The sequence below is a fragment of the Chryseolinea soli genome (assembly GCF_003589925.1).
Lineage (GTDB): Bacteria > Bacteroidota > Bacteroidia > Cytophagales > Cyclobacteriaceae > Chryseolinea > Chryseolinea soli.
The window spans coordinates 3,063,336-3,084,260 of sequence record NZ_CP032382.1 but is presented as its reverse complement, the minus strand read 5'-3'; the positions used below and the strand labels follow the sequence as shown (position 1 = coordinate 3,084,260).

At 49.8% G+C, this 20,925-nt stretch carries 14 protein-coding genes and 1 tRNA gene; 9 read left to right on the top strand and 6 right to left on the bottom strand.

Features of this window, described 5'->3' with window-relative positions; all coding sequences use genetic code 11:
• Positions 1–29: 29 nt before the first annotated feature.
• The 3 genes from D4L85_RS13290 to D4L85_RS13280 form a co-directional block, all read right to left on the bottom strand.
• Positions 30–1,376 carry an SWIM zinc finger family protein gene (locus D4L85_RS13290; RefSeq protein WP_119754761.1) on the bottom strand — a complete coding sequence of 449 codons (1,347 nt, stop codon included), beginning with the start codon at positions 1,374–1,376 and terminating at the stop codon, positions 30–32.
• Positions 1,376–4,045, bottom strand: a complete 2,670-nt coding sequence (locus tag D4L85_RS13285) for a DUF6493 family protein (RefSeq protein ID WP_119754760.1) — start codon at positions 4,043–4,045, stop codon at positions 1,376–1,378. The genes D4L85_RS13290 and D4L85_RS13285 overlap by 1 nt, the downstream gene beginning before the upstream one ends.
• A 512-nt stretch (positions 4,046–4,557) precedes the next feature.
• Positions 4,558–4,630 (bottom strand) — tRNA-Lys (locus tag D4L85_RS13280).
• Positions 4,631–4,710: 80 nt separating this feature from the next.
• Here D4L85_RS13280 and D4L85_RS13275 point away from each other — a divergent pair.
• Entirely contained in the window at positions 4,711–5,445 is a 735-nt protein-coding gene (locus D4L85_RS13275) for an SH3 domain-containing protein (protein ID WP_119754759.1), read from the top strand.
• Positions 5,446–5,553: 108 nt separating this feature from the next.
• Here the strand turns inward: D4L85_RS13275 and D4L85_RS13270 are convergent, their stop codons facing one another.
• Entirely contained in the window at positions 5,554–8,262 is a 2,709-nt protein-coding gene (locus D4L85_RS13270; protein WP_119754758.1) for a T9SS type B sorting domain-containing protein, read from the bottom strand.
• A gap of 77 nt (positions 8,263–8,339) precedes the next feature.
• Between D4L85_RS13270 and rlmD the strand changes: the two genes are divergently transcribed.
• Entirely contained in the window at positions 8,340–9,776 is a 1,437-nt protein-coding gene (gene rlmD, locus D4L85_RS13265) for a 23S rRNA (uracil(1939)-C(5))-methyltransferase RlmD (RefSeq protein ID WP_119754757.1), read from the top strand.
• A gap of 565 nt (positions 9,777–10,341) precedes the next feature.
• Here rlmD and D4L85_RS13260 read toward each other — a convergent pair.
• Entirely contained in the window at positions 10,342–11,307 is a 966-nt protein-coding gene (locus D4L85_RS13260) for a cytochrome c (RefSeq protein WP_119754756.1), read from the bottom strand.
• 88 nt (positions 11,308–11,395) lie between these two features.
• On the opposite strand from D4L85_RS13260, the gene D4L85_RS13255 reads away from it, so the two are divergent.
• The 4 genes from D4L85_RS13255 (at position 11,396) to D4L85_RS13240 (ending at position 15,067) form a co-directional block, all read left to right on the top strand.
• Positions 11,396–12,388, top strand: a complete 993-nt coding sequence (locus D4L85_RS13255) for an AraC family transcriptional regulator (protein ID WP_119754755.1) — start codon at positions 11,396–11,398, stop codon at positions 12,386–12,388.
• 143 nt (positions 12,389–12,531) lie between these two features.
• Complete coding sequence (locus D4L85_RS13250) at positions 12,532–13,851, top strand: pyridoxal phosphate-dependent aminotransferase (protein ID WP_119754754.1); 1,320 nt, start codon at positions 12,532–12,534, stop codon at positions 13,849–13,851.
• Between the two features lie 154 nt (positions 13,852–14,005).
• On the top strand, positions 14,006–14,443 hold the full coding sequence (gene aac(6') / locus D4L85_RS13245; protein ID WP_119758771.1) for an aminoglycoside 6'-N-acetyltransferase: 438 nt from the start codon (positions 14,006–14,008) through the stop codon (positions 14,441–14,443).
• Between the two features lie 210 nt (positions 14,444–14,653).
• On the top strand, positions 14,654–15,067 hold the full coding sequence (locus D4L85_RS13240) for a hypothetical protein (protein WP_119754753.1): 414 nt from the start codon (positions 14,654–14,656) through the stop codon (positions 15,065–15,067).
• A gap of 53 nt (positions 15,068–15,120) precedes the next feature.
• Here D4L85_RS13240 and D4L85_RS13235 read toward each other — a convergent pair whose 3' ends face one another.
• Positions 15,121–16,344 (bottom strand): phospholipase D-like domain-containing protein, encoded by a 1,224-nt coding sequence (locus tag D4L85_RS13235; protein WP_119754752.1) that lies wholly within the window; start codon positions 16,342–16,344, stop codon positions 15,121–15,123.
• A gap of 326 nt (positions 16,345–16,670) precedes the next feature.
• On the opposite strand from D4L85_RS13235, the gene D4L85_RS13230 reads away from it, so the two are divergent.
• The 3 genes from D4L85_RS13230 to D4L85_RS13220 all read left to right on the top strand — a co-directional run bounded on the left by D4L85_RS13230 (position 16,671) and on the right by D4L85_RS13220 (position 20,767).
• Positions 16,671–19,298 (top strand): ABC transporter permease, encoded by a 2,628-nt coding sequence (locus D4L85_RS13230; RefSeq protein ID WP_174236155.1) that lies wholly within the window; start codon positions 16,671–16,673, stop codon positions 19,296–19,298.
• 293 nt (positions 19,299–19,591) lie between these two features.
• Positions 19,592–20,092, top strand: coding sequence for a methylated-DNA--[protein]-cysteine S-methyltransferase (locus tag D4L85_RS13225; RefSeq protein WP_119754751.1), 501 nt, complete (start codon positions 19,592–19,594; stop codon positions 20,090–20,092).
• 45 nt (positions 20,093–20,137) lie between these two features.
• The gene (locus D4L85_RS13220; RefSeq protein WP_119754750.1) at positions 20,138–20,767 is read left to right on the top strand and encodes a DNA-3-methyladenine glycosylase family protein; all 630 of its coding nucleotides are present in this window, start codon (positions 20,138–20,140) and stop codon (positions 20,765–20,767) included.
• Positions 20,768–20,925: the final 158 nt, after the last annotated feature.

Genomic DNA, 20,925 nt, shown 5'->3' with positions numbered 1-20,925 from the left:
GTACAGATGGAGCTCAAAGCAAATATATTCTACTTGCTCAATGTCATTTTCACTGCCAAAATGTGCTTACATAAACCTCGATTGTTTTTATTGGCCGTGTACCAGTTACAGGTGCATTGAAAAACATCATTATTCGCAATGACCATATGCAATACATCTCCTGAACCTTTTACTTCAGCTTTTATGTATTGGTCGGTTTGCTGAAGGATCGTCACCTCATTATCCCTTACAAGTTTAATGGCATTTTGAATTCTTGGGTTAAAGCTTTTTAGACGCTCCAATTTAAACGGAAGTCTCCTGTAGAAAAACTGGCGATCACCAAGTTCGTACCCCAATAACCCTATACTGGACAAGGATGATTGCAGCGTCTCCATTACCGTAAGCGGAATGTCATGTTCAATTGAAATCAACGTGGGATGAAATACTTCATTCGTTTTAAAAAAATTATTAATTCCAAGGATCAGTTCTTCGGAAACCTGTTCAGTTAAGGCCTCCAAATTCTTTCCTTCACCTGAAAATCCACGATATACACTTTCTGAAAAAAGAAATGACATCCGAATATTCCCAAATCGCAACAACACCGCCACACACTGCTCATCATCACTTTTATAGAAGCTGACGGATTCGGTGAGCAAAAGCAAGTTTTGCAGTAAATTCAGTCGGTGTACCCCTCCTATTTTCAAGCCGCCAGGTTTTGATGAAGGGGAGAATTGATAAGACAACCCGCTTTTGTATAGATAATAGTTTCCCTTTACGGCTGTCTTTGGTAACGTATTAAAAAGTTGAGTTGCTTCAATCTTCGTAAGGGTAAAGGCAAGCTCCATCGACGAAAGATAAACCTGCACATTCCCCAAGCCCTTAATCCACCGGTTGGGTAATTTGACTTTCTTCTCCTGTGTGCTACTCCGCTCTGTAGAGATATTCACTTCCTTCGAACCTATACTTACCGATAGCTTTTCTTTCTGAGTAACCGTATTAAATGCCCTGACGGTATCGGAGTTAAAGTCGATATTGGTGCAGCCAGATTGCAGGAACTCCCCATCAATACCATTTTCCAAAATATCAATACGGGCATAAACGCTATTGCAGGATGAAAATGCTTCCCAACGCATTTCTTTGTTCCCTACCGAAACGATCGGGTCCTTTAAGTAAAAAATTTGAGATGGCGTAAGCGCATAATGGGAACCTACCGTCCGGGCCAGCGCGCTCATGCATTTTGACACTATGAAGGAATCTTTAATCTGTCCATAGAAAAAACAACGCACATTGTTCTCTTCAATAATTTCCGAACAATGCGCAAACAGCAATGCCGTGCTGCCATCTTTTACCTGGGCAGTTGATGCAGACGCATACCGATATTCAAAATCCTGAACCATTATTTCTTCTTTGTTTTGACTTTGGCCAAGAGCTCTTCATTTCCTTTCACGCCCAGGCGATGCACCCATTCTTCATAATACTCCACGACTTTTTTGCTATTGGCGGGCAGTTGTTGCATGTCGAAATGCTCAAGACATTTTCCTAGTACTTTAAATTTAAAAGCATTTACAGGATGATTCGTGTTGGGCTTATCAAAAAATTCCAGTAGCCGGTTCACCGGTCCAAATTTTTGTGCGGTGAGGCTACCAATCAGATCAGCCAAGTAATCCAGGTCTTTATGTTGTTCAACCAATGCCATTTCAATATACTCACCGGCCAATTCCCTTGATATTTTTTTCTCAAACATCAGGCAAGCCGCTATATAAATCCATCCACTGTGATGCGTTTCGATTTTATTTTCAACCAGGAATTGCAATGGAAACAAACAGGACTCAAATCCGTCCACTTCATTTCCGGTAGTCCAATTGGGTATATAACGGCTAATCTGTCCGTCAACATAATTCGGATTCAGACTTAACTGATAGGGTATATCAATACGGGATGCTTTCTTTAACGTGCTGACATTGTAAAAAATGTGGTCATAGCTGATGGGCTCCTGATCGAGGTACCACGCTTTATTCCAATTTCCTCCCAGTATCATTTTGTGCCAGGTGGCGTATTGATTCGATTCCGTGTGGATACGAAAGTCTAGCATTAACGGATGAATCACAGACGGATACTCCCTCGCGCTTGTATTGTCAAACTCCGTAAATACGGCATCGGGGTTCCTGATTCTTGTTACCTGCGCCCATAGGGCAAGAGTCTCTTCAGTAGGTTCAATTTTATCAGAGACACCTAAAAAATATGACAAGGCCTTCGCATATTTTCCCTTCATTTTTTTCGCCAACGTCCTCGATTCATTGTCTGCATTTTTAAACCACGTACGATTGCAAGCCACGATCAAGTCTTCATAGAAAATCACACCGTCAACTTCTTCATAAGCCAGAACTCTTTTTACCAAAGCCGTGGGATGAATGAAAAAGGGCCGATGCGTTGGCGTTGAAAGAAAGGATAAACGATTCTTCTTCTTCAATTTTTCAATCAATCGATTACACTTGTTTTTGAGAAAAGGAATAGGGTCATACCTGCCTTCGTCTGAATCGATTTCCTTTTCATTTATCCATCCCTCGATGAACAATGAAAAATAAGCCATTACATGATTTTCCCATGACCTATTAAAAAGTTGTTTGGTGTAAGGCTTCAATTGCTTCTCCAAATCAACCGGAATCTGATTTTGAAGTTGATTGATTCCCTCCAATAACAGATCTATATCTGTTGCCGATTTGGTGTGAATGCAATTGCCAACCTGGAATAGCAATTCATCCCAGTTGGAAGCAATAGCCAATTCCGCAACTTGTTTGGTCTCCGCTATATCCGCATTTACGCTTGCTTTTGACTCACTTGAAATGGAAAGTGTATCTTTTGTTTTTTGCTTCAGATACGAAGTGTACGGGGCAGCGATGATATTCAAATCCTCGGCATTGGTAAACTTACGCAATAGCGTTGCAGTCTTCATCTGAAGGTTTGCGTCAGCATGCATCAGTAACACCGCTAACCGTTCGGAAAAATCCACGTCCTTGTAATCGGGGTTAGTAAGTACGTTTTCCACGATATCCAAACCGGAAAAAATCGCTTTGATGCATTTGTCATTGGAGAAACATAAGGCAAAGTTTTCAATAAAGCCCAGGCCATTAAATCGTTTCGCTTTACGAATGGTTTGGATATTCCTTAAGGCAAAATTGATGAGACTGGGGTTATTCGTGCCGAACAGCGCGAAGAGTAAAGTTTGATGCTCCAGCAATTCATCTTCCGTTGGATGAAAAAATTCAAGCAGCCTGGTGTGCCAATCTAAATGACCTTTCTTCCAGTTATTCAGCAGCGACTCCAACAGATTCTTAATGATCGATCGATCAAAAACTATTCCCCTTTCATTTAATAGAATAATTACTTCCGTCCAATATTCATACACCTTTTTGCAAACAAACCCCTCTCTCGCTTGCCATTTCGAAATGTCCAGAACCGGTACCTCATTTCTATAAAAAACTAGAAAAACCTGGTGAAACGCTTTCTCATTCCCCGCTAAGAAATCCGTGTCTGTTTTTGTGTTTCTATTAAACATCTGGATGGTAAACAGGCTTCTGGTGAAATAAGCCTCATCAAAACTTACCCATCCTAACTCATAAATTCTCCACAGGGTTCTAAAATCAACAATCCTGAATTTATCTTTCGCCATTTCCTGGATTACCTTGTCCAGATAGTCAGGCGGAAACAGATTAAAAAAAGCTTCCAGCGCCACGTAATCCGAATGACACAGCAATTCACGCAGTGGGTTTAATACCCAACCATTCACTTTCGATTCTGTTTGCTTCAGATCAGAATAATTACGTGTGCAGGCAAGAAGGGCCAAGTAGTAGCATCTCCTTACCCGGGATTGATTCTCATAAAATGCAGCCCGTTCTTCTTCACCCAACGTACGATCCACTTCATCAAAAATGTCCTTCGTGGTGTCCTCATCCTTCAGGAGTTTTATAAGCTCCAGTCTTTCGCCATCCTTTAGTGACTGACAAGATTGGATTACGGTCTTCCAATTTTTATCTTTTATCTGTTCGACAAGGTATTTCTTTAACACATTTTAATGGGTTAAGCGCAACTTAAGAATAAACAAAAAATATTAAGGCTGAAACAAAAAAGCCGCTCAAATCATAAGATTTGAGCGGCTTTGGTTTGAGATGAACTCAAAAAAAGAGGCTCGTGCCTCTTTTGTGATTCCGCTGGGATTACCTTCGGTGATCGCCAGCTATCAAAGTTGCAAGAGCCGAACCATGTGCTCGATACGCTTGCATTTTTTATTTTATAGCCCTTAAGCGAGGCGCTTGGGCTGCCCGGATAAAACAAAAAACGCCCCGAGAGGCTCGGGGCGCATGGTTCTAATCTTACTTGTGATCCCGCTGGGATTGCTCGTCCCCGCCACCATGCGCACATCCCCTCGCGAACTCCGGTCGATCCCGACGCACAATCCAAACGCTGATCAACCTCCGTTTCGAACCGCCCATCCTTCGTTCGAATCCCAGCGGGCCTGTCATTCAATTTGAAAGTGTTCTAAAATAAAAAGACCTGAGATTTATTCTCAGGTCTTACTTGTGATCCCGCTGGGATTCGAACCCAGGACCCATACATTAAAAGTGTATTGCTCTACCAACTGAGCTACGGAATCCTCAATCAAATCACATCCATTTGCCTGTTTAGAGCGCTTTTCCGTAATTGAGGACGCAAAGGTAACAGGATATAAAAAATATGCAAAGTCGGGTTCTAAAATTTCTCGCCATTCTGGGGTTAACTTTATTTTTCGGGGCTGGCAGCCTCCACGCGCAGGTTGGCCGCTTCCGTTTGCAGCAGGCCGACTCGCTGTATGGCAAAAAAAAATACACCCAGTCGCTGGACCACTATGCGTCCATCCTAGGCCAGCACGAATACACGCCCGCCATGCTCCTCAAGATGGCCTATATCGAAGAAGGCCTCAACCGCATCGGCCCGGCCCTCTATTACCTCAACCTCTATTACCTGGCCAGCAACGACAAACAGGTGCTGGATAAAATGGAAGAACTGGCCACCAAATACAACCTCAAGGGCTACGAACACACCGACGCCGACCGCTTTCTCACCTTCTACCACGACTATTACCTGCCCATTTCCATCGCCCTGGCCGCACTCGCCGTGCTGCTGCTCAGCATAACCTTTGCCCTGCGCCGCCGCGGACGCAGTCCGCTCGCCCTGGGCATCGTGTCCATGCTGGTGTTGCTCGTCCTGGTAGTACACATAAACCTGGGCGAAAAACCCAGCACCGGCATCGTGGGCAATGCCAACACCTACCTCATGGACGGCCCCTCGCCCGGCGCTGCCGTTATCAGCGTGATCGACGAAGGTCATCGCGTAGAGATCGTCGGCCACCGCGACGTCTGGGTGCAAGTGATGTGGAATGGGGCCACGGCCTACGTAAAAGAAAATAATCTCCTGCCCGTCAGCCTATAAGCTTACCGGCAGAAAAAAATGGCCACCCTATTTTCGGAATTATTTAAGGCACGTTAGAACATCAGCAACTACTCCTGGCTACTGGCTACTAGCTACTGACAAGGAACCTCACCGGTTATTCGACTGCTGGTCATAAAACGACAACGTAATCACCCCCTTGTATTCCTTATTGGAATATTTCAGCAGATAATAATACATGCCCGCCGCCTCACTATCGGCATACCACCGGAAGTCTCGCGCATTGCTCTCAAATACCTGGCGGCCCCAGCGGTTATAAATGGCGATGCCTTCAAACACGCCCACGCAATTGTCGCGGGGCAGGATGTTTACCAGCTGGCCGGTTGATTCGTCTTGCCGCACCATGGCGAAGTAGTCGTTGTAGCTGTCGCCGTTGGGAGTGATGAAGTTGGGTGGCAGGAAATCGCGGCTGTCGTGTTCAACGTCTTTGATGGTGATGTCCACCGCCACGGTGTCGGCTTTGGTGTTGAAGCAGCGGTCGTCGGTCACGTTAAAGGTGAACGTGTAATGGTTTTCGTAGACGTCATCCAAAAAGATGTCACACTCCGGCTTCCACGCGAAGGTGGTTTCGGCAGTGCCCCGTCCCCTGCCTTCGGCGAACACATAGCCTGTGGGGGGCACGTTGCCTTCCGCTTTGATCAGGTCGATGGTCAACATATCGGGTTGTGGCGCATTGTCGGGGTCGGTGCCCACCAGCCCCAGCGTGATTTGCTGACCCAGCTCCACCGTCATGGCATTGTTGACAAACTGGATCTGTTGGTTCAGGTTGTTCACCTGCAAACTGGGCTGGTTGTTGTCGGGTGGCTCCACGATCACGCTCACGTCGAGTGTGTCGGCCTTGTAGAACCGGCATTTGTTGGCGTTGTCCACCACCAGGAATTCGAACAGGAAGGTATCTTTCACACCGAGGTTGATCTTATCGCAGAAGATGTTCCATTTAAAGAGCGAGCTGATCTGTCCTCGGCCGTTGCTGCCGGGGAACTCGATGTTGTAGTCGGCAATATCAAAGCCCACGCCATTTCCACTCAGCACGATGAAGTCGTTGTCGCCGTCCTTTCCAAACACGTTGAAGGCCAGCGTTTCATTCACCTTCCGCGTCAGGCCCAGCACGCGCCGCTCGGCGGGGTTGGCCGTCAGGTCCGAGTCGATGATGGGATCGAGGTTGCCGGGCAGTTTCACCGTCAGGTTGAACACCCGTTGGTCGGGGTGATTGAAATTACAGAGGTCGAGGTCCTCCAGGGTGAATGTTATTTTAAAGTCTGTGCGATGGGTAAAGTCATAGACATCACAATGCGTGTCCCACTGCAATTGCGCCTGATACTCGCCGGCGACGTTCTTCACCTGGACGATCTTCATGCCCACATCTTCGAGGCGAAAGTCGGCGATCACCCCGAACAGGAGCATGTCGCCATCCAGGTCAACCCCATCGAGGTCCCACGTTCGCACATCGCCTTCGTTCACGGTCTCCGTCACGTCGGCGACGGGCACGACAAAATGCGCATTGTTGTTTGCCGGTGGTTGAATATTGACGGTCACTTTCAGCGTATCGCTCATTGGCAAGGCGCAGGCGTCGTCGTAGGCAATGATCCCGATCTGGAAGGGGCCTTCCAGGTAAGGACATTCGGGAAAGCAGATGCGGAATTGTTGGGTGCTGCCGTTTGTCAGCGTGGCCTCTGTCACGGCCGGCAATACGCCGCTCACATCTTTGTCAAAGCCAAGTGCCAGGGCCTGGATGTGGACCTTCTCGGTGAAGTTGTCCAACACATTCGAAGCATCGGGATCCGACACCTGAACCAGGATGCAACGGTCGGCGTCGGCCGTGGTGTTGCTAAAGGTCACGTTCATCGTGTTGTCGTAGGCGAAGGTGGCGTCGGCCAGTTTCTTGCCCAGGATCTGGGGTGGTTCGTCGTGAGCACATTGATCTACGACCAGCAATTGAAAATCGCGGCGCACTTCGCCGATCTTTTTGCCGTCGCGATACTCTTCGCACTTCACGGCAAACACAAAAAGTCCCTGGATGGTGGGCGTCACCGTCAGAAAACCTCCATAGGTGATGCGCATGTCCGGGTTACCCTTCATGATGTTGTTAAAGCCGAACCCGTCCCGATACGTCACAAGCGGATAAGGCGCCGGTTGCAATGGTGGCACGGCGATGATCGAATGCGTGCTGAACGGCGTCACCAGCGAGTAGACCAGCGAGTCACCGTCGTCGTCCACACCGCCAAAGTTCACATAATACTTTCTGAAGGGACAGGCGTAGTCACTCAGCGGAGGGAACAGGTGCGGCGAAGAGTCGATGAACTTCGCGCCGTTCTTGGTCACGGGGGGAAACTCCAGGTAAAAGGTCTGTCCGGCGGCGGCAGCGCTAAAGGTGGGGTCTTCGCTGAAAATATTAACAATAGCATAATTCCGGCAGCAGCGTTCCCACGTCAGATAGTAGCCCGAAGGGCTGTTGTACCGGTCCGACGAAAGGGTCACCGTCGTCGTGTACACCAGCTTGGACGTCTGAAGGTCGGTAGTCGAGCAGGTCGGTTGCGTGTACAGCACCGGGGTTTCAGTAAAGCCAGTAAAAAAAATGTTGTCCATCAGGGCATTGTCGCTCTTCCGGTAGATGGCCGCCTCGATGTTGATGTCTTTGGCCCCGGGCGAGCCGTTGCGCTGGTCGAAATAGATAATGAGGTTCACCTGGTACAGGTTGTCATGGAGGTATTGGATCTCAAACTCACCCCCCACGATGTGCGAGGCTGCGGCCGGCAGCATGGCAAAAGCACCCAAAAACAAGATCAAAAGCCGTTTCATAGTCCCCTCAAAGAGATTAAATATAGGGATAAAGCCGACAGCAGAAAACCCCCTGTTTTGCGTAATTTGACCACCCGATGAAAAAAGGAGACGTACTCGAGAATATTGTAGTCGAAACCATGGCCGCCGAGGGCAAATGTGTTTCCAGAATTGATGGGTTGGTATTGTTTATGGAAGGCGGCGCCCCCGGCGACACCGTCGATGTGCAGCTCACCAAAATCAAAAGTTCATTCTTAGAAGGGCGGGTCACCACCGTCAAACAGTTGTCGCCCAGCCGAAGCCAGCCCTTTTGCACCCATTTTGGCCTCTGCGGTGGTTGCTCGTGGCAACACATTGGCTACGACGCTCAATTGGTATACAAGCAGAAACAGGTGGCCGACAACCTGCAACGCCTGGGGGGCCTGGCATTGCCTCCGCTCCAAACCATCGTTCCCTCCGCCAAAACCAGGTTCTATCGCAACAAACTAGACTATACTTTTTCCGCTCAGCGCTGGCTCACACGCGAGGAAATGGAGAAAAAGAAAGCACTCGAAAACCCGGCCGAAAGCATGCCACCCCAACCGGCCTTGGGCTATCACATCCCGCGCAAATACGACCTCGTGTTCGACGTCACCGAGTGCCACCTCCAGCCTGACCCCAGCAACGCCATCCGCCTGGCCGTGAAAGATGAGGCACTCAAAGCAGGTATCCCCTTTTTTGATCTTCGAAAACAGGTGGGTTTTCTTCGCACCATCACTATTCGCACGGCCAACACCGGCGAAGTGATGATCATCCTGCAGGTCACCTACGACAAAATGGAATGGACCGAAAAGATCCTGCGGCGATTGGAAAAGGATTTCCCGCAGATCACATCGTTCAACTATATCATCAACGGAAAAAAGAACGACACCTTCCACGACCTCGACATCATTTGTTGGAAAGGCAATCCCTACATCACCGAACACATGCCCAAACCCGACGGCAGCGGCGTACTCCAATTCCGCGTCGGCCCCAAGTCGTTCTATCAGACCAACTCCGACCAAGCCTATCAACTCTACAAATTAGCGTGGGAGATGGCCGAGCTGAAGGGCCACGAACGGGTTTATGATCTATACACCGGCACGGGCACCATCGCCAACTTCGTAGCGGCACAGGCTCAAAAAGTGGTAGGCCTCGAGTATGTCGCGGCCGCCATCGAAGACGCCAAGGTGAACTCGCGCATCAACAACATCACCAACACCGACTTCCACGCCGGCGACATCAAAGACCTGCTCGACGAATCGTTTCTTTCCCAACACGGCACCCCCGACACGATCATCACCGACCCACCGCGCGCCGGCATGCACGAAGCCGTCTGCGGCATGATCCTCAAAGCCGCCCCACAACGCATCGTCTATGTGAGCTGCAACCCGGCCACGCAAGCCCGCGACCTGAGTTTGCTCGCCGACAACTACGAAATCCTGAGGGTTCAACCGGTAGACATGTTCCCGCATACCGTCCACGTTGAAAACATCGTGAGCCTGAAAAAAAAATGAGAACCGCCGCGCACAGCAAATGCATGAGGTGCGCAAACGAGAGGATGGCAGAAGTAAAAAATTAGTGAAGACAAAATAGTAGCGGAAACAAAAAAGGAAATATCGGCGGCCCCCTCGTACCTCGGGCCGGGCTATCCATTCCAAGTCCGGCCACGCTCCAGCCCACACACTTCGGGCTTTCCATTTCTATCCCTGGCCGGCCCCTCTTAAAGATCCGGTAAAGTTTTAATACGCTTCCCCAACAAGAATACCCGCACCTAAATCCCAAATAAACATCATCGCCCAGTGAACCTGAAGCTACGCATCAGCACAATCATATTATTAACGCACAAAAAAAGTGCACCCGAACCCCGTAGGGGTTCCCCATCATAACCCCCAGTGAAACTGGGGGAAAGCAAACCAAAAAAAATGCGCCAAGCACAAACGAAATCAACGCACACAATTTTCATGGCGCACCATCACTGCACTTGGAACCGAAGAAACCCATGCGTACCCCAAGTTTAAAAAATCAACACAACACACTACGCGTATGCTGTGTCGATGATTAAAGCGCCTTGATCAAACTCTATTCCATCCGCTTCGGAACAAACGTACTCGCCACCTTATTATCCACCGGCTTCAACGTTCTCAAAAAAGCATAGATCGCTTTCAAATCCTGCTCCGACATATTTGAATACGCCTCCCACGGCATGTGACTCCCCTCCGGCCCTTTCCCTAATTTAAACCGCTGCACAAACTGCTCCGGCGTCCACGTATAGATGCGGCCTGTCGTGGCGTGCGGCGTGAGATTGGGGGTGATGAATGTACCCGTTTCCGTTTCCATGGGACTGCCCCCCGCAAATGGCTCCCCCACAAAAGCGCCTGTCTCATCGCGCTTCGTATGACACGCCCGGCAATTTGCCATTGCCTGCACCAGGTACTCGCCATACACGGCCGAAGAGTCGTGCGCCACGGCCGGCTTCACATCCGGCTTCAGGTCAGGCTCAAGCAGGAACCGCGAGATCATTTTCCCCAACAGGTTCAGGTCCCGCTCGGGCACTTCATTTTTCACCGGCGGGGTCGACCGCAGATAGGAGACCACGGCCGTCAGGTCCTCATCGTTCATCGACTGGAACATCATGAAGGGCGCCAGGGCGTGGTCGCTGTGGTTCACGCCATAGCGAATGGCCCTCGCCACTTGCTCGTCGCTGAGGCGGCCGATACCGGTTTCCGGGTCGGGGGTGAGGTTGGGCGTGTAGAAGGTTGCCACGGGCGTCTTAAACTCCACGCCACCGCTCATGGGAGCGCTACCGGGGTCGTTGCCTTGCCGGGCGATGGCCTCCTTGCTGGCGTGGCAGGTCCAGCAGTGTGCGGGGCCTTTCACAATATAGCGGCCGCGGGCGATCACGGCCGTATCCCGGCTTGCCGTGATGCCGGTAGGGGGTGCCTGGAACGTACGTTTGTAGCTAACCTCGATATAGACGACAAATACCAGGACGATGGCCACCAGGGCGCCCACGATCTTGCCGGCAATCTTCAGAAATCGTTTCATGTTCTTTTTTTCTTTTTAGGTATGAACACGAAACCATAGCCCCCCTCGATCCGTGTAATTTGCGACAATCCCAAACCCTCTCACGCCAATGTATTCCGTTCAAGTATCCGTCATGCGCGACCTCATCTATGGTGCCGTCGCCCATGGTGCCAGTCTCCAGGCCCTCTGCCAGCGCATGGGCATCGACCCCCACGTGCTCACCGAGGCCGAGAAACACATGGACTGGGAAGCCGCCGCCGACTTCTGGGTACCCGCCGTCGAAATGACGGGCGACGAACAACTGGGCCTCCACATCGGCCAGCATATTGGCGCGTCGGCTTTTGGCATGCTGGGCTATCTCTCGCAAAGCTGCAAGACGCTCGAAGATGCCCTCACCACCATTGTCAAGTTCAACGCGACGATAAGCTCCATTTTCAAATATAAACTCGAGTTCAGCGAAGGTTTGGTGCATGTCGGCTTTGAGCCGATACCGCTCTATGAGAAAAAGTATCCCGAGAGCGCGCGGCAGGCCGTGGACGTTTCCGCCACGTCGTTCGCCATGCAGATGAGCCGACTCACCGGGAAAAACCTGCGGCCCGTCTATGTGGAGTTCACCTACTCCAAGCGCGCACCACAGGAATACGAACGGGTGTTTCACGCGCCTGTAAAATTCAATGCCCAACGTAATGGCGTCACCATCACCCGCGAACAATATGTCACGCCCATCATCAGCTACGACAAGTCTTTGTTCGCGTTGTTCAATGCCATGCTGGTGAAAAAACAAAATGCATTGTCGAACGAGAACACCCTGCCCGAAAAGATCCGCAGCCTCCTGCTCTTCGACTTCAATGGGCAAGTGCCTGCGCTGGAGATCATGGCCTCGCACCTCTCCATGACACCGCGCACGCTCCAGCGCAAGCTCACCGACGAAGGCACTTCCTATCGCGCCCTCTCGCACCAACTGCGCAAAGAGCTGGCCACCGAAATGCTGAACACCAACCTGAAAAAACAAGAGATCGCCTCCCTCCTCGGCTACACCGACGACAGCACCTTGCGCCGCCAGGTCAAAGCGTGGGACCTCGCTCCCGGCACGCGAGCGTAAAGCCCGGCCCCCTACCCCTTTTCTTTTTATTACTTTGCAGTGCTTACTATCGTTAGTCGGCTGTAATTTTTTTGTCATGCCACTTCACGCAGGCCGTGCAAAGGTTTACTTTTAGACCCTGAATTTTTTTTGATTTTTTATTTATGCGACAAAAATTATTGAGCGAAGGCGCCAAAGAACTGAGCTACGAGATCCGCGAGATCGTGAAGAAGGCAGACGTGTTAAAGAAGATGGGCGTCACCATCTCGTGGGAGAACATTGGCGATCCCATCCAAAAACACCACAAGCTTCCGCAGTGGATCAAAGACATCATCTCCGACCTGATGAAGCAGGACGATACCTACAGCTATTGTCCCTCCAAGGGCATGTTGGAAACGCGCGAGTTCCTGGCGCGCCAAACAAACGCCATGAACGGCGTGCAGATCACCGCCGAAGACATCTGCTTCTTCAACGGCCTCGGTGACGCCATCTCCAAAGCGTATCAATTTATTTCGCGCACCTCGCGCGTCATCGGCCCCACGCCGGCATACTCCACCCACAGCAGCGCCGAAGCGGCCCACGCCGCGCACGAGCCGCTCACCTACAAACTGGATCCCAACAACAAATGGTATCCCGATCTCGACGATCTCTACAACAAGGTGAAGTACAATCCCAATGTGGTGGGCATCCTCATCATCAACCCCGACAATCCCACGGGCATGGTCTATCCGCTGGAGATCCTCCAACGCATCGTGGCCATCGCCAAGGAGTTCAATCTCTTTTTGCTCGCCGACGAGATCTATATCAACATCACCTATAACGGGGCACGCGCGCACGCCCTGGCCGAGATCATCGGCGACGTGCCCGGCATTTCCATGAAGGGCATCTCCAAGGAGTTGCCGTGGCCCGGCTCTCGCTGCGGCTGGATGGAATACTACAACCGCGACAAAGACGAAGACTTCAACCGCTTCTGCCAGGCCCTCGACAACGCCAAGATGATCGAAGTGTGTTCGACCAAGCTCCCGCAGCTCGCCATCCCGAAAATTTTCGGCGACCCGCGCTTCAAAGGCTATCGCGAACAAACCAACGCCAACATCGGCCGCCGCAGCAAGATCATCTCAGACATCCTGCGCACCGTGCCGCAGCTCACCTTCAACGAAACCTTTGGTGCTTTCTACAATACCATCATCTTCCGCGAAGGCAGCCTCAAGCCCACGCAGTCGCTCGCCATCAGCAATCCCCAGATCAAAGCGCTGGTGGAGAGTTGGGTGAACAATGCCGATGGAACGCCCAGCAAAGACATCGCGCTCGATAAACGGTTTGTTTATTACCTATTGGCGGCGAAAGGGGTTTGCGTGGTTCCTATTTCATCGTTCTGTTCTGAACTGCAAGGGTTCCGCGTAACGCTGCTGGAGGAAGACGAGGATATGCTCGTCAAAACTTTCACGAGCATCAGGGATGCGATTGTGGAGTATTTGAGATAGTTAAGCAGCCAAATAACACATAACGCCAAGCGCAAAGGAGATACCCTTGCCCTTGGCGTTCCCTTTGTCCATGGCGTTGTGCCCCATGGTTTATTCAAGCATTTTAGTGGCGTGGATAAAATTAAACAAGGCAACACAATTCAAAGTGACTACAATGGACATAGAACCACTTTCAGCGGACAATATTAAACCGCTAACTGAACTTGTTTTGGAATTATGGCCGGATTGCGCATTTGACGAAGAGTACGAAAACTATAAAAACATATTGGGCTCAAAGAATGAAATCTGTTACCTCATCAAGGAACAAGAAATCTACATAGCCTTTATCCATTTAACCATTCGGAATGATTATGTTGAAGGAGCGACCGAATTACCCGTTGCCTACCTGGAAGCCTTATATGTAAAACCAAATTATCAAAACCTTGGCATCGGCAAAAAATTAATAGCTGCTGGCGAAAGTTGGGGCAGGCAAAAAGGTTGCAAACAACTTGCCTCAGACACGGAACTGAATAATTTCAGCAGTATAAACTTTCATAAGAAAATCGGATTTAAAGAAGCAAATCGCATCGTTTGCTTTATAAAGGAACTTTGACAGAAAAGCACGCAGGCAACATTGATTGGTATGCACGCTGCGGCACAAATGATTGAATACAATCAGTAAGTTATGCAACTTTTTCACATTCGATTGTAACGTCTTGCTACCCTCTTGACAGCATCTTTATACGGTAAGCTGAAAGCCGCTTTAAGGGAACAAAATTGAACACCTCCGCCACACCCCGATCATTCAAACATCGCCATTACAATGACCATTACAGACGAAATAAGAACTCGAAAAATCAATTTTGTCGACGCGGTGACAACCCCGAGTTCAGGGCACAAGCTGATCCGCGCCGCAAAAGAATTGCGTGAGATCTATGCCTCTTTGCCAGAAGATGACCAAGGCATTTTGTTGGAATGGGTGACATTGACTTCGGATTTAGACAAATTCGTTTCCGGCGAAGACCGCAGCTATTATACGCCCGTGGCGGTGTTAAAAAAGGGACTGCGACGAGCCAACCTGGAGCATCTGCAACGATACACCAGCGAGGAAACCGGCGACATTGAAGGCATGGATTCAGTGGACGATGAATACACGTTCAACATTTGGAAATCGGAGTGGATATACGTTGAGACTTTTTTGAAACAGTTTGAGATCAGGTACAGGGTATTGTCCTGAACACAAAATGGACTGAACAGACCCGAAATGTAAATCGACGGATCCCTATTTCACTATCCAAATGGATCATCCATCTGCCGATACAACAAAACAAGCTTATCGAATTGTTTCACAGTCGTTGCCACAATACTCTCCGCGCTGATCTCCGGGTCACCAGGCGAATAATTCTTCCCAATTTTAAAAGTAAAATACCGCCCATCATCACCCTTCGTAAATTCCCAAAGCGCATCGTCGTTTGGAAAGGTCTCGATTGCTCTCACATCACCAGCGACCTCCACCCAATATCCCGCACCTAGTGCAGCAAGCAACTTGAAAAAATTTGCACGGTAGCCTGCTTCCTTCATTTGATCACGAAAATATCTCCTGGCCTCAACGCCTTGTTTCAAGGGAGCGGATGCCAGCCAGAGTCCAACATCTTTCTGGCGAATGATCACTTGCAGTTGCAAAAGCTCATGATCATTCCCATCACCATAGGACAGCCAAAGCGATCGGAGCCTGCCGTCGGCGTGTTGAAGCGGATCCAGGCTGCCGATTTGTTTGGGTTCCGTTTCACGCTGGATCTTTAATCCCGCCACGTGATTTTTTACAAGCGCATGAAGCTCCAGGAGCTTGTTTTGCACGGCTGCTCTCTCCGCCTGAATTTCCTCGGTTTGCAGGGAGGCCTTAGAGCTGGCAAAGGCGTGGTAATCTTCTTTTTTAAAATATTGAAGTTTGAAACGGATGCCGTCCCACTGAAAGGCGTGGCTGGCCAGCTCCATAAACTGTTTCTTCTCCTGGCGCGAAACGATATCGCGTTGCTTCATCGCGGGGTAGGCCCATTCGTATTCCTGGATAATCCTTTCCGTCAGCGGTTCCGCGAATTCATAATAACCAATAAACCACGATTTCAGATTTTCGATCTCTTTAGGGTCCGTGATCTTATAAAATACTTCTTCGTGGTCCTTCAACCCCTCCAGTGTAAAACTCCCCGACCCCACAAAAGCGATCGCCTTGCGATAGGGCATATCAAAAATATAAACGTTCGGATGAAAGAAATTCCGCGCATAGATCCGCGCGGCCACCCGGTCCGGGAATTGCGCCCAGATCCGCCGCAACACATTCGGCGACGTCAACGCATCCAGCCCCGTCACCATCTCTACCTTACATTTCACCGACAATCTTCCTACCACAAAATCAAACGCCGGCTCCGAAATCCCCGCTGTGGCCACATAGACATGTTCAGCCTGTCCCAGTATCTTCTCATTAATAAGCGGCGCAGCAAGTTTTTTTATCAGCATAAAATTTCACCAAAGAGATTATTGATCACCCGATTTTCAGATCACACCACCCGTATCCAAAGGGATGGATTCCCGCAAATGTAACAAAGCAACGCCCACCCATACCCCCAAAGAAAAAATATTTAACCACCAGGCAGGCTCCTGACTCCCTGCTCTGATCCGAGCAATTTTTGTTCGAATGCGAACAACCCTTCGGCTCTCCCCCACCCAATTCCCTCCGATTAGCCCTTTTTCCATTTGGCATAATTATTAATACTACGAATAGGAATTTATTCTTCCGCCGGGTACTTCCATGAAATTCTGAACCCAGGGTCGGGCCATCCTTTATGAAAACACAACCCCAAGAACCGCCAAAATTGTTTCACCGTTTCTTCCGGTGGTTCTGTCATCCCGCGCTAAGGAAATACATCGAAGGAGACCTGCTCGAACTTTATGACGAACGATTAAAAACTTCCGGCAAAACAAGAGCGAACATCCGGTTCATCATCGACGTGCTTCTGCTTTTCAGGCCCAGCATGATCCGGCCGGTAAACGAAATTCAATCTGCAAACCAATATGCTATGTTCAAAAGTTACTTCAAGATCGGCTGGCGAAACCTTTTAAAGAATAAAGGCTATTCCCTCATCAACATCGGCGGTCTCACCACTGGGATGGCCGCCGCGATGCTCATCGGCCTTTGGGTTTTTGATGAGGTGTCGTATGATACAAATTTCACGAACTACGATCGCATTGCGCGCGTGGTTCAGAACCAAACCTTCGATGGGCAGGTGGAAACCTGGTTTAGCCAGGCCATGCAACTGGGTCCCGAACTGCGGAACACCTACGGTGACAACTTCGATCATGTCGTGATCGGCAGTTTCCCTGAAGGCCATAAACTTTCTTATGAAGAAAAGAGCGTGAAAAAATCCGGCTGCTTCATGGAGCCCGGACTGGCAGAAATGTTGACGCTGAAAATGTTGAGCGGAACGTCCCCAGGGCCGAAGGACCTCAATGCGATCCTACTTTCTCAGTCCACCGCAAAAGCTCTTTTTGGTGAAGACGATCCCATCGAGAAAACCCTCCAGGTCGACAACCGGTTTGATGTAAAGGTAATGGGTGTCTACGAAGACCTGCCCGACAATTCCTCCTTTTCCGATTTGAATGTTATCCTGGCCTGGGGGTTGATTGCCCCAGAGCTGGAACAACGGGTGGGTTGGGGCAACAGTTGGTTTCAATGCTTTGTGCAAGTCACCAAAGGCGCCGACATGAACGCTGTGTCGGCAAAGATCAAAGACGCCAAGCTGAAGAGAACGTCTACGGAAGAACGCGACAAATCAAACCCCCAACTGCTTCTTCACCCCATGAGCCGCTGGCGTCTCCATTCCGATTTTAAAGATGGCGTATCGGTTGGTGGTGGGATTCAATCCGTTTGGATGCTGGGGACCATCGGTGGCTTTGTTTTGTTCCTGGCTTGTATCAACTTCATGAACCTGAGCACGGCGCGTTCCGAAAAGCGGGCAAAGGAAGTGGGCATCCGGAAAACGATCGGCTCCGTTCGCACGCAGCTGATCAATCAGTTTTTCACGGAGTCGCTATTGGTCGCGCTGATCGCTTTTGTCTTTTCACTGATGGTAGTCCTACTCGCTCTTCCCTGGTTTAACGAGGTTTCCGGCAAACGCATCGGTCTACCCTGGAGCGCGCCGTGGTTTTGGTTTGCGTGCACCGCCTTTGCCATCGTCACGGGATTGATCGCGGGAAGTTATCCTGCCTTGTATCTCTCCGCGTTTCAGCCGGCAAAAGTCTTGAAGGGCGCTTTCAGCGCCGGCCGTTTTGCCGCCGTGCCGCGCAAGGTGCTTGTGGTCGTGCAGTTCACGGTTTCGGTCACGCTCATCGTGGGCACGCTCATCGTCTTCCGGCAGATCCGGTTTGCGCAAGACCGGCCGATCGGATATGCCATCAATGGTTGCGTATCGGTGCCCATCAAAACGGCAGAGATCATGAAACGCTTTGAGGTCTTGCGCAACGATCTCTTACAAACCGGCGTCGTGGAAGAAATTGCCGCATCGGAAAGTTCCATAACGGACATCTACACCACCAACAGCGGCTTCGAGTGGCAAGGGAAAAACCCGGACATGGCCGAGGAATTTGTAACGATCGGCGTCACGCACGATTTCGGGAAGACCATCGGGTGGCAAATAAAAAATGGAAGAGATTTTTCGAAAGACTTTGCCAGCGATTCTTCCGGGTTCATCGTGAACGAAGCCGCCGTGGACTACCTTGGATTTCAAAATCCGATAGACCAAGTCATCAAGTGGGGTGAAAACGGGGAGTGGAAAATTATTGGAGTTGTCAAAAACATGATCACGCAGTCGCCCTATGAAGCGGTGAGGCCCATGATGTTCTTTTTGAAGTCCAATAGGATTTCTTTTATCAACTACAATATCGTGAACCTTAAACTAAATCCGCGGGCCAGTGCAACGGAAGCCCTGGCGAAGATCGAACCGGTCTTTAAAAAATACGACCCTTCCAACGCGTTCGAATACGCCTTCGCCGACCAGGAGTTTGGAAAAAAATTCAGCAATGAAAAGCGCATCGGCCACATTGCCTTTGTCTTCGCCACCCTGGCCATTGTCATCAGTTGTCTGGGGCTTTTCGGGCTGGCGTCATTCGTAGCCGAACAACGCACCAAGGAAATCGGCATCCGCAAAGTCATGGGCGCGTCGGTATCCGAATTGTGGCGGTTGCTGTCAAAGGATTTTGTTTTCCTGGTCGCGATCTCTTGTGTTGTGGCCACTCCCTTATCGTTCTATTTTATGAACAACTGGCTGGCACAATACCAATACAGGATCAACATTTCCTGGGGGGTCTTTGTCATGGCAAGCACAGGCGCATTGGCGATTACATTGCTGACCGTAAGCTTCCAATCGATCAAAGCAGCGCTCACCAATCCTGCGAAAAGTTTGCGGTCGGAGTAGATTCCATTCTTCCCGGCATTGCCCGCTGACGTGGCATGAAAAGGTCCTGACATCCGGGACCTTTTTTTGCGCGATTTAACTTTATCGCCTCACCGCCCCACCGCCCTTGTTGGTGTTCTTCACCAACAAGCGATAGAAGGGAACATCTTAAATTTTCTACCCTAACCGGTGAACCCATATTTTCAATGGAAATTTCTAAATTTATTCACCCCTCAGTCCGCAATGAACGTATAGGGAATATGATCCACCGCAGGATGCCCCCACTCATCGCGGACATCCCTGAAAAATAAAGCATGGAAGGATATTATCATAAAAAAATAAAATCTCCCGTAGGCGAGTTAACCCTCATCGCCAGCGAAAAAGGTCTCGCCGGCGTACACTGGCAGCGCGACGATCCACAAAGCGCACCGCTAAACAGCACCGAATGCAATGACCACCCCATTCTCGTTGAAACCGAAAAGCAACTGACGGAATACTTCGAGAAAAAAAGAACAACCTTCACGCTCGAACTGGATTTTATCGGCACGCCGTTTCAGAAAAAAACATGGGAAGCGTTGTTGACCATTCCCTTTGGAGAAACCCGGACCTACGGTGAGATCGCAAAACAAATTGACAGTCCAAACGCCGTGCGCGCTGTTGGGATGGCCGCAAACAAAAATCCGATCTCCATCATTGCGCCTTGCCACCGCGTCATCGGGCACTCGGGCAAATTAGTTGGATTTGGTGGCGGTCTTGAGAACAAATCGTTTTTATTGCGCCTGGAAAACTCCAGAAAAAATCCTACACTCTGGTAGAAAGTTGGATCTTGTACCAGTACTTTATTGACCCCATTTTCATTCATGTTCACGACCTTCTCTTCCGACAACTTCCACAAAATCTGTGATGCCCTGGCATCAAACGACAAGGACCTGACATCGGTCATTCAGACCTATGGTTATCCACCGATGTGGACACGGCCCAACACTTTTGAAAGCCTGGTACACATCATCCTGGAACAACAAGTATCCCTGGCCTCAGCATTAGCCGCATTGAACAAACTGCGCGAACGCCTGGGAGAAATAACACCCGAAGGCGTTCTGGTGTTGTCGGATGAGGAGCTCAAAGCGTGTTACTTCAGTCGTCAAAAAACCGTCTACGTGCGATACCTCGCCGAGTCGATCGTCAATGGAACAGTGCATTTGCCCGCGATAGAAAAATTATCCAACGACGATGTACGCGCCACGCTGAACCAACTGAAGGGCGTTGGCAACTGGACCATCGATGTGTACCTGATGTTTGTGTTGCAACGGGTAGATGTATTTCCCATTGGCGATCTGGCCGCCGTAAATGCGTTAAAACATTTGAAAAATCTCCCGGTCGAAACCACCCGCGAAGAACTGCTGGAGATCGCCGTAAACTGGCAGCCCTACCGCACCGTGGCGACGATGCTCTTGTGGCATTATTATCTCTCGCGCAGAGCAAAAAAATAGGCTATCTCAACAACTTTTTTGATCGTAGATAGTAAGATGTTTTTCTCATAAAATGCGACTGGACTTTTTCGCCATTGTCTGCGTTCAAACCGTAAAAATTCCTGCCTGCCCGCCGAAGCTCCAGCAAAGGAGGACGCCTTTGCGCCTAAATTTTTTTT